Below are 10,883 nucleotides of genomic sequence, written 5' to 3'. Positions count from 1 at the left end.
CCCTTCTTCACCTTCACGGCCAGTTGCGCGGGCGCGGCTGCCTGGCCCTTGTACTTGGCTGCGATGTCCTTGAACGACGGACCGATCATCTTCTTGTCGACCGCGTGGCACGACATGCACCTGTTCTTCTTGGCAAGATCGGCCGACGCCATGGCCGGCATGGCGACGCCGAACGCGGCGGCGGCAAGGGCCAGTTTCACGATGGCGGACTTCTTCATGGCATTGCTCCTGAACTTCCGGCTGCGGCATTTTGCGGTTCGCGCAGTGCGCCAGTATTTGCCGATCGACCCTGCCGCTTGCAAGTTGATCCGGCGGGCCAAATTGTCGCGCAGGCCCGCCCCGGCCTGATTTTACGGCCGGGGCGTCCTGTATCGTCGTCAATAGACGTCGTGCTGGGTGTTATAGACGTTGAACTTGCCGGTCGGGGTGATGATCCGTGGATCCCTGATCACCGCCTTCAGCTTGCGCGTCTTGTCATCGACGATCACGATCGCCGACTGCTGGTTCTTGGCGCTCCAGACCGAGAACCACACTTCGTCGCCAGCCTTGTTGTATTCGGGCTGGGTGATCCGGCGGGCGCCCTCGCCAACCTTCGACCATTCGGCGATCGGCAGCACCTTGTAGGGCTTGTCGGGGTTCTTCAGGTCGAAGACCGCGATGGTGCCGCTGATCGCGCCATCCGGATTGAGCGGCGTATCGACCCACAGGTTCGACGACTTCGGGTGGGTCTTGATGAACAGGTTGCCGCCGCCCTGGCCCTTCAGCGTCCGAACCACCTTCCATGCATGGTCGGGGTGGCCGGCCGGGTCGGTGCCGATCAGCGAGATGGTTTCATCGCCCAGATGCCCCGTCGCCCAGACCGGGCCGAACTTCGGATCGACGAAGTTGGCGCCCCGGCCGGGGTGCGGGATGGTGCCGACATCGACGAGCGCAGCCAGCTTGTTGGTCTTGCTGTCGACGACGGCGATCTTGTTCGACTGGTTCGCCGCCACCATGAAGTAGCGCTTGCTGGCGTCCCAGCCGCCGTCGTGCAGGAAGCGCGCCGCGCCGATTTCCGTCGTCTTCAGGTTGTCGAGGTCGCTGTAGTCGACCACCAGCACCTTGCCGGTTTCCTTGACGTTGACGATGAACTCGGGCTTGTCGTGCGTTGCGACGATCGCCGCAACGCGCGGCTCGGGGTGATATTCCTGCGTGTCGACGGTGGTGCCGCGCGTGCTCTGGATCTTCAGCGGCTCCAGGGTGTCGCCCTTCATGATCGTGTATTGCGGCGGCCAGTAAGCGCCGGCAACCGCGTATTTGTCGGCGAACTCCTTGTATTTCGAAGTCTCGACCGAGCGCGCCTCGAGACCGATGCGGATTTCGGCCACGTTGTCGGGCTTTTCCATCCACAGGTCGATCAGATTGATCTTGCCGTCGCGGCCGATGACATAAAGATACCGGCCGGATGCCGACATCCGCGAAATGTGAACGGCATAGCCGGTCTTGACGATATTGATGATTTCCTTCGACGCACCGTCGATCAGCGCCACTTCGCCGGTATCGCGCAGCGTCACCGACACCAGGTTGCTGATGTCGTAGTTGTTCATCTTCTGCGTCGGCCGCTTTTCAGGCGGAACGATGACCTTCCAGGTGGCCTTCATGTCGTTCATGCCCCACTCGGGCGGCGTCGGCGGTTCCTGCTGGATGAAGCGGGCCATCAGATCGACTTCATCGTCCGTCAGGTCACCGGAAGTGCCCCAGTTCGGCATGCCGCCCGGCGAACCATATTTGATGAAGGTCGACAGATACTCGGTGCCGTGGCCGATGGTGATGTCGGGCGTCAGCGGCTTGCCGGTCGCACCCTTGCGCAGCACGCCGTGGCAGCCGGCGCAACGTTCGAAGTAGATCTGGCGGGCTTTGTCGAACTCGACCTGCGTCATCTTCGGCGCCTTGGGGTTGATGTTCTGGTGCATCGCTTCGTCGGCGAGCGGCGAGCGCCCGGCCTGCAACGCAACTTCCGGCTGCGATACCGGCTTGTGATCCTGCGCGAAACTCACGCCCACTGCGCCTGCGAACGCTGCAGCGACCAGCCCCACTGCCGTCGTCATGCGTGCGATACTCTTCATCGTCTGAACTCCTTTGCGGCTGTTCGGATTGCCAGGTTTCAACCGCCCTCAGATGGTCCGGCCGGCGGGCAATATCCTTGACCGAGGTCAATTACGGGCCATGCCGCCCTGCCTAGGGTCCGGCCGGAGTCGCACCGGCGCCTTCGATCGCCATGAAAGGCCCCCGATCAGGAGTTCTGGAATGCCCCGCGCCGCAAAGCGCCGCCCCTGTCTGCATCCGGCTTTCGCCATTGCCGCAACCTTCGCCACATGCGCCCATGCAAACAGCAATATAGATGTTTTACAGCATGTTGCAGATGTTTCGATGTCGGGCGATGCGCACCAGAATCCGATCATCGTCATCGCCACGCGGATGCCGTCGGCGATCCTTGGCGTGCCCGCCAGCGTCAGCCTCATCGACCAGCAGCAATTGGATGTACGAAGTGTCGCGCGGCTTGGTGACGCACTCGCCGACGTGCCGGGCCTCTATGTGCGCGGCGCGGCCATGGGGGCTGCCTTTCCGGGAACCGGGCAGGCGGTGATTTCGCTGCGCGGCATCCCAAGAACACCGCGCACATTGGTGATGCTGGATGGCCAGCCGCTGAACAACGCCCTTTCGGGCGGGGTGAATGTCGCGGGGATTCCGTTCGAAAGCGTCGAACGGATCGAAGTCGTTCGCGGGCCGTATTCGGCGCTCTATGGCGGCAACGCCATGGGCGGCGCGATCAACTTCATCACCGCCGGTCCTGACGCACCCATCGCCGAAGTGCGTGCGGGCGGCGGCAATCTGTCGCAGCGCGGAGTGTCGTTCGCCTACCGCAACCGATTCGCCAACGGCATCGGCGTCACGCTGTCGATTGGGTATCGTGCAAGCGACGGCTATCCCGGCAGCGACCATGTGCTGAAACGGGCGTCGGTCGGCACCGCCGGAACCCCTGTCAGCGGCGCCATCGCCACCACGACACCCGACGGCCTGCCGCGCTACCTCGTCGGCACGATGGGCGCGCGGCCCTGGTGGCAGGGATCGGGGCAGTTCGCCCTGCACTACGCCCCAACCGATGCGACCAGACTGGTGGCGGGTATTGGCTGGGCGCAATATTCGGTCGGCTATTCGCGCCCGGAATCCTTCCTGCGCGATGCCGCCGGCAACCCGGTGTTTTCCGGTGCAGTCGTCTGGAACGACGGCGCGCCACGGCGGGTGACGCTGGCCGAAACCGATTTTTTCACCCTCACCCCATCCGGCGAACGCGATCTCCGCGCCTTCGTGCGCGCCGAACATACATTCGGCAACGACAGCCTGCTACGCGCCAATCTGGGCATGTTGCGGCACAGATTCCGCTATACGCAGGCGCAATCCGGCGTCGCCGGCTTCGAAACCGGGCCGGGTGAACTGACGGACCAGCCGAACGCCAGGATCGACTTCGACCTGTCGTGGCGCGCCCCGGTGATGCCCGGCTGGGCGCTGACGCTCGGCATGGGCTTCAACCGCTCGACGATGGACCGCGAGACCCGCCTCCTTTCCGCATGGCGGGACTGGGACACGACCGGCGCCGTCACCACGGCGGGAACCGGGCGCGCCACCAGTTTCTCGGTCTTTGCACAAAGCGAACATGCGCTTGGTCATGGGGTGAACGCCTATCTTGGCGGCCGGTTCGACCATTTCGAAACCCATGGCCGGGTGATAGACAACAGCCCGCCCGCGTTCGATGAAACCTATCCGAAGCGGCGCTTCCGGCAGTTCAGCCCCAAGGTGGCCCTCGTCTGGGAAGCGCAGGACTGGCTGTCGCTTCGGGCCTCCTATGGGCAGGGCTTCCGGCCGCCCGCCCTTCTCGACATGTATTCGCGCACCGTGCCGCCCACAGTCACGGCGGGTGTGCCGTCGGTGATCCTGCCGTCGCCGCAACTACGGCCTGAGCGGGTGAAATCGCTGGAGGGTGGCGCCGACCTGCTGTTCGCAGGCGGGGCGTCGGCTTCCGTCACCTTCTATCGGCAGCGCCTGCACGACTTGATCTATCGCGGATCGCTGAACAGCGACGGCACCATCAGCCGCTATGAAAACGCGGGCGCCGCCTCGATCGACGGGGTGGAAGCAAGCCTGCGCTGGCCGACGCCGCTGCCGGGCCTGAAGCTGTTCGGTTCGCTCACGCATCACTTCATTTACGAAATCACCCGCAACGAAGCAGCACCGGCAACGGTCGGCAAGGTGCTGACCGACGTCCCGCAGACAAACTGGTCGGCCGGCGCCGAGTTCAACCGGAAGGCGTGGTCTGGCTTTCTGGTAGCGCGCCACACATCGCATGTGTTCGGGTCCGGCAACGACATGAACACCAACATCATCGAGGGGGTTTATGGCTCGCACGACCGCCACACCGTGCTGTCGGCCAAGGTTGCGCGCCGCTTCGGCGAGCATCTGACACTCAGCCTCTCGGGCGACAATCTGCTGGACCGCCGGTATTTTGCCTACGCAAAGCAGCCAGGTCGCACCGTTTACGCCGAGGCCGTCTGGCGCTTCTGAGCCGGAAAGGCCGGGTAAAAAAAGGCCCGATGCGCGATAACGCATCGGGCCACGAGGCTTATTGCCAGTGCTAGTACGTCAGGACAGGCTGACGCTGATCTTGCCCTTCATCGCCGCGACGCTGCACCCGGTCTGGGTGAGCATCGCCTGCGACGAATCTTCAAGAGCTGCACTGTTGTCGTTGTTGGTGATCGTCCAGCCGACGGGCGTCGTCTTGCTGCCCGAAACCAGCAGGCCCGACGTGCGGTTGCGGGTCGCTTTCACGTTGGTGTCCTTGGCGTTCAGGATCATGCCCGCCTTCCAGCCAAGCGTGACATTGTCCTCCAGCGTGACGGTGTGGGTATAGGAACCCCAGCTATAGATCGCCGAGCGGCCCTCGGGCGAAGTCACGAAGATGTTCTTCAGCACCTTCAGATTGGCTTCCGGGCCATCGACGCCATCGCCATGGAAGGTGAACGGCCGGGTGCTGTCGAACACGCAGTTGCCGGTGGCGGTGACATTGCGGTGGCCCAGATAGAAGGAAATCGCATTGCCGTGCACACCCTGAATTTCCGACAGGATGTTGCCGCGCACCAGCGCCGTGTTGACGCTGGGCAGATAGATGCCGGTCCGCCCGAGCTTGCGGACGGAGTTCCCCTCGACCACCAGATTGTTGATGTTGCCGCCGAAACGAATGCCGGAACCGCCCTCGATATTCTCGACGAAGTTCCCCCGCACGACGACGTCGGTCGCCGTCGACAGTTGCACCGTCCCCATCCCGCTCTGCAGCGAGAAGTCCGTCAGCCGGTTGCCTTCGAAGCGGATGCCGGTCGACTGCTTGCCATAGTTCGCCAGGATCACACCTTCGCGGATGGCGCCGTTCGCCGACGTGCCATGCACGAAATCGATGCCGTGGATGGTGACATAGGACTGGGTGCTGAGGTTGAAGCCGCTGCGGCCGGTGCCGACGGAATACTGGCCGCCGCCGGCGCGCGGATAGACCACCGCCTTGCCGCCGCCCAGATGGGCATAGAGACCCGGCTTCGTCACCGAGCGCACCGCGCCGACGATTGCCGCCTTGTTGTCGCGGTCGGTGTAGGGCTTCACGCCGGTTGCATCGAAGAACACGGTGTTGCCCGAGACTGCGGTGATCTGGCGCTCGACCACCTGGTTGCCCTGCACCCAGACGGCGATCCGGGCTTTCGATTCACCCCGCGCTGCTGCGGCAAGCTGGGCGTTTTCAACCCGACCGGCTGTCATCGCCGACAACTGCGCCAGCGGGATCACGGCATATTGGGAAACATCGGCGCCCCAGAAGGGATCGCTGATGCCCGGCGTCGTGCCTTCGAACATCACGCCCTTGGCGTCATAGAGCTTCTGATTCTTCGTCGTCGGCTCGGTGAACGTGACCAGCATCAGGCTGGCCCAGTTCGACGCGCCGCCGCAGGCCGACTGGCTGGGGCACTTGACGGCCGATGTCACCGGGTCGGCGCCGTCCCAGATCGCGCGGCCCTTGCCATAGCCGGTGCCGGTGTAAATGATCGGCTGGCCCTGCACGCCGCTCTGCCGCAGCGTGAACGAGCCACGATAGACGACGCCAGCCTTGAAGCGAACGGTGTCTCCGGGCTTCAGCACCATTGCCTTTGGATTGCCCGTCGCAACGGTGTCGCCGGGGGCGCGCTTCCAGGGCTGGCTGGCGGAAGTGCCGCTGTTGGTGTCGCTGCCATTGGCGAAGTCGACATAGAATGTGCGGCCCTGCCCGCCGATCACTTCAGGCACCTGTTCCGTCGTGAAGAGGGCATCGTCCTTTCCGGGCAGTTCGACAACCGGCGGCTGTGCGCCAGAGGCGAGACCGCCGTCGAGCACGGGCTGCGAAGCACTACCCCCCGTCAGCGGCGCCGGCTGGCTGCCGGTCACCATCGCCGAGGCAAGCAGCTCGCGCGTGAGAGTCTGGCCGCCGGTCGCCGACGAGACGAGTGCGGCAACGGTGTCGGCAAGGGTGTCGGTTGCTTCGGCGGCAGTCTCGGTCACCGTGGTAACGGCGGCATCAAAGGCAGACACGACTGCATCGGCCGCATCGCCAGCCGCCGCTGTTGCGCTATCGATCATCGCGCCAGCCGCATCGGCCGCATCAGCCGCGAACGTGACGACGGCTTCAACCACCGTCTCGACAATCGTCGGCGCAACTGCGCTACCGGCGCGAGGCGCGAGGCGTGCGCCGGACAGGGCATCCGCTTCCATGTCGATGAAGCTGCCGCGCGCCGAGGTGACGCGCCTGCTGGCGCTGCCCGCCGATCCGGCGAATGAAAGCGTCGCGGGCGCAGCAAACGCCGTGGGGGCGGTATAGGCAACGGCCTGCACAGCAGGAGCAGGGGCGGGCGCTGCCAACACCGGCGGCGCATAGGAAACCGGCGCAGGCGCGACATAGCCGCCAGCAGCCGAACCCAAGGCAGTGGTGGGCGCGGGGGCCGACACAGCGGCTGACGGCGGGCTAGCAGCCGGCGCCACCGTTTGCGGCCACGACGCCCACGAAAACAGCGGGCTGATGCGGGCACGGACTTCGTCGACCGAGAATTGCAAATTTGCGAGATCGAACGCGGACACAGGCGCAGCAACAGAGGAAAGCAGGCCGAGCACGGCCAGTTTTTTGCCGAGAATCATTATGCAACCCTTTGTTATTTTTATTGTTAATAGTTATTGTTAATTATTGCATGCACGAAACTATTGGCTCACCTTTCGATCAAAGGCAAGAACAATTTTACATTTCGCAGGCGAGCCGTTCAAATGGGGAGGCAAGGCGTTTTTCGCACATTCTCAACGAGGTGCCCGCCTTCCCTGAGGAAGCACCTGTAAACATGGCGTTCATCTGGCCACGGCCGCAGCGGAATCCTGCCCGCCCGCAACATGAAATCCGCGTGCCTTCAGGCGGATACGGGAAAGGTCGGCCAGAAGCCGCTGATCGCTTCACCGTCGAACAGGGCGATGGCACCGAATTGCAGGAACAGTGCCTCGCTCTGGTTCGGGCGCAGGAACACATGGTCGTCGGGTTGCAGGTTGACCTGCCCTGACCCTGTCAGCATCTCCTGGTTGCTCGAGCGGCCATAGAGATCGCTGTATTGCAGCCCGGCAGGCGACTCGGGTGTGGCCAGCCAATGGCCGCCATGCACGAAGAACGCGCGCGCGGTATTCGGGTCCATGAACGCCATCGGCCCGGAAAGCCAGGCGTTGCCGGGCAGCCGCATCGGCCCGGCCTTCAGCACCGGCGTTGCGATGAACGATGCAGGCACATGATGGGCTAGCGACGGCGTATCGAAATCGACCGGCTTCACGAATGCCGAGCCGACCGTCACCTCGTTCGCGGCCGTCCCCCTGGCGTGGCGCGCATAGGTGGGACTGCCGGCGCCGTTCAGCGTCAGATCGGCCGGATTGCGCCCAAGTTTCTGCCGCAGCACCTCGACGCCTGCACGATAGGCGTCCTGCGACAGCGCATAGGCCGCATCCGGATCGCGCATCTTCGGAACATGCGCATCATAGCCCATCAGGCCGGTTACCTCGACATGTGCGAGGCTTCGCGCCGCATCGACCGCCGCCGCCAGCGTGTCTGCCCCATCGAAGCCGCCACGATGCAGGCCGACATCGATTTCAAGGTTCGCACGCAGCGCCATGTTCCGGGCCGCCGCGATATCGGCATATTGGGCAAGCCTTGCCGGCGTGTCGATCAGCCACTGCACACGGGCAGCCGCCGGGCCAAGCCGGTCGGCGATAGCCGCATATTCAGCCGCCGGAAGCGGTTTGCCCAGCAGCAGATCGGCTTCGGGGCGGGCGGCCATGCTCTCCAGCATCGGGCCGTTGAACACCATGTGGCGATTGGTTTGCAGGCCGTTCGCCACATGCTCGATCAACCCCATCGCCGGCAGCGACTTGACGGCGATCCGTAGCGGCAATGCCGCCGGGCGCAGCATATCGCGGGCGGCAACAATGTTGCGATCCAGCCGCTCGCGGTCGACGACGAGTACCGGCCGCGCAATACCGGCACGGTGCAGCGCCGCTGAAAGCTTGCGGAAATAGGCGTCATGGCCGCCGCCGTGATCGCTTTTCCGAAGCGTCAGCACTGCGGCACCACCTGCAACCGCCAGCGCGCCTCCGGCCAGCGCCGCACGGCGGGTCCAGCGCCGCCCACCCTTGCCCTCAGCCATCGCCAAAGATCCCCTTCAGATATGCGTTCAGCATCCGCCCGTCCGGGTCGAGCGTGCGCCGCACCGCCATCGCATCGGCCCAGCGCGGATAGAGTTGCGCCAGATCGGGCGCCTTCAGACTGTGCAGCTTGCCCCAGTGCGGCCTGCCGCCATGCCTGCGAAAGATCGGCTCGATCATGGTGAAAAAGAAATCATGATCCTCGCGGTAATAGGCATGAACCGCGATCGACCCGCATTCACGCTGAAAGAATGGCGACAGCCACGCGTCGTCGGCGGCGATCACCCGCGCCTCAAGCGGGAAGAACACATCCTGCCGATTGCTTTCGATCGCGGCCAGCACTTCGCGCAGCGCCGGAATATGCGCTTCGATCGGCAGGTGATACTCCATCTCGTTGAAGCGCACCGGCCTCTCGTTCGAGAGCAGCTTCCAGCCTTCGTCGACCACTTCCTCGGGCGGGATCTTCGCCAGCTCGTCTGCCGCCAGCTTGCGCCGAAGCCGGGGCGCGAACTCGAACCAGTCGCGCAACTGCTTCAGCCCCATCAGCGTTTCGGTATCTTCGTCCGGGCCGCGCGGACGCACGGGCCGGTCCGTCGGGTCGTGGGTGATCGTAACCGAGTGGCCGGTGAACGGCAGCACATAGAACTCGGCGTTGCGGTGGTTCGCCCGCAGGTCCGGCCACCCATCCAGTACAGCATCCGTCGGATGAACTTCGACACGCTTTGCCACGCGGCCCAGCGGCTGGTTCTGCAATGTCACCTGCGTCACCACCCCGAAGGCGCCAAGGCCCACGCGCGCGGCGTTGAAGATGTCCGCGTTTCGCGTTGCGTCGCAGTCGATCAGTTCGCCCGATGGCGTTGCAATGCGCATGGCCAGGATCGAGCCGTGGATCGCCTGAATGCCGTGCCCGGTGCCGTGGGTGCCGGTTGCAATCGCCCCTGCGATCGACTGCTTGTTGATGTCGGGCAGGTTGATCATTTCCTGCCCCACCGCCGCCAGCGCCGGCCCGAGATCGGCAAGCCGCGTTCCACCGCGAACGGTTGCGCGATGGGCCGCCGCATCATCCGCGACGAGGCCTGCCATGCGGTCGAGCGAAAGCAGCGTGCCGCCGGTCGGCACCAGCGCCGTAAAGCTGTGCCCGGCGCCGACCGGCCGCACCGGACCTGCTGCGGACTTCAGGATCGAAACAAGTTCGTCTTCGCTTGCCGGGGCTGCACGCGCGGCCGGATAGGCGTGCGCGCTTCCCGACCAGTTGCTCCACAGCAGACGGCCCTTGTCGTCCTGCGTGGGAAGCACTTCTGGTTCGCGGTCACGCAGGCGGTTGCGCCCGGCGATCACCCCGGCCCCGACGAGGCCTGCCCCCGCCACACCCGCGCCCGCCAGCAATGCGCGCCGTGTCACCTTGCCCATCAGCCCCTCCCGGCCATGAAGCGGATCAATGCGCGAAAGTCGTCAGGGGTGCAGGAAAAGCACTGCCCCCCGGCCGGCATGCCGTTCACCCCGCGAATCGTGCTGTCGAGAAGCGCCTGTTCGCCTTTGGCCCAGCGCGCGTCCCACATGGTCCGGTCGCCTGCCAGCGGCGCGCCGGTGTCGGCAACCGTATGGCACGACCGGCACGACTGGTCGTAAAGCGCGGCGATCCGGGTATCGGCCGGGGCAAGCGCCGCGCTTTGTGCCGGGGTCAGCGGCGTCGCCTGCGGCTCGGCGCTGCAGGCCGCCAGCAATGCCGCCAGCAGCAGCAGTTCGGCGCGCATCACCTGCTCAGCGCGCCGTGCCGGCGGCTTCCTCGCGCCGCACCGCAAAGGGCGGCGGATAACCTGCCGTGCCGAACGTGGCGGCAATCGCCCGCGTGGTATCGAAATAGACCTGCCAATAATCGTCGGTATGGCAGTGCGGACGCACGCAAAGCCGTGTGCCCAGTTCGTTGAAGCCCAGAATCTCGACTGTGGGCGCCGGATCGGCCAGCACGTTGGGGATGGCGGCAAGCGCCGGTTTCAGCCGGGCGATCGCTTCCAGCGGATCGACGCCGAACGCCAGTTGCGCCTCCTGCTCGACGCGGCGATGCGGGTTGGCGCTGAAGTTCCTGATGACTTCGGTCGACACTTTCGAGT

The 10,883-nt window shown here is 64.8% G+C and carries 8 protein-coding genes; 1 reads left to right on the top strand and 7 read right to left on the bottom strand.

All coding sequences use genetic code 11. The annotated features are described in order from the left end of the window. Positions 1-218 (bottom strand): c-type cytochrome (locus tag AC16JP_RS03420; RefSeq protein ID WP_484339200.1); only part of this gene is annotated, 218 nt, incomplete at its 3' end. A 159-nt stretch (positions 219-377) separates the two neighbouring features. Next, positions 378-2,105, bottom strand: coding sequence for a cytochrome D1 domain-containing protein (locus AC16JP_RS03415; protein ID WP_484339199.1), 1,728 nt, complete (start codon positions 2,103-2,105; stop codon positions 378-380). A gap of 304 nt (positions 2,106-2,409) precedes the next feature. On the opposite strand from AC16JP_RS03415, the gene AC16JP_RS03410 reads away from it, so the two are divergent. Then, positions 2,410-4,599, top strand: a complete 2,190-nt coding sequence (locus AC16JP_RS03410) for a TonB-dependent receptor (protein WP_484339198.1) — start codon at positions 2,410-2,412, stop codon at positions 4,597-4,599. A gap of 78 nt (positions 4,600-4,677) precedes the next feature. On the opposite strand, the gene AC16JP_RS03405 is transcribed toward AC16JP_RS03410, so the two are convergent. The 5 genes from AC16JP_RS03405 to AC16JP_RS03385 form a co-directional block, all read right to left on the bottom strand. Continuing rightward, on the bottom strand, positions 4,678-7,239 hold the full coding sequence (locus AC16JP_RS03405) for a right-handed parallel beta-helix repeat-containing protein (RefSeq protein WP_484339197.1): 2,562 nt from the start codon (positions 7,237-7,239) through the stop codon (positions 4,678-4,680). Positions 7,240-7,499: 260 nt separating this feature from the next. Next, positions 7,500-8,774, bottom strand: coding sequence for an alanine racemase (locus AC16JP_RS03400; protein WP_484339196.1), 1,275 nt, complete (start codon positions 8,772-8,774; stop codon positions 7,500-7,502). Beyond that, entirely contained in the window at positions 8,767-10,182 is a 1,416-nt protein-coding gene (locus AC16JP_RS03395; RefSeq protein ID WP_484339195.1) for a D-arabinono-1,4-lactone oxidase, read from the bottom strand. The genes AC16JP_RS03400 and AC16JP_RS03395 overlap by 8 nt, the downstream gene beginning before the upstream one ends. Next, complete coding sequence (locus tag AC16JP_RS03390; RefSeq protein ID WP_484339194.1) at positions 10,182-10,526, bottom strand: c-type cytochrome; 345 nt, start codon at positions 10,524-10,526, stop codon at positions 10,182-10,184. The genes AC16JP_RS03395 and AC16JP_RS03390 overlap by 1 nt, the downstream gene beginning before the upstream one ends. Before the next feature lie 7 nt (positions 10,527-10,533). After that, a partial coding sequence (locus AC16JP_RS03385) for a mechanosensitive ion channel family protein (protein WP_484339193.1) occupies positions 10,534-10,883 on the bottom strand: 350 nt, incomplete at its 5' end.

This window comes from Sandaracinobacteroides sp. (genome assembly GCF_057137845.1).
Note: the sequence above shows the minus strand (reverse complement) of the source record. Positions and strands in the feature narration are given on the sequence as shown.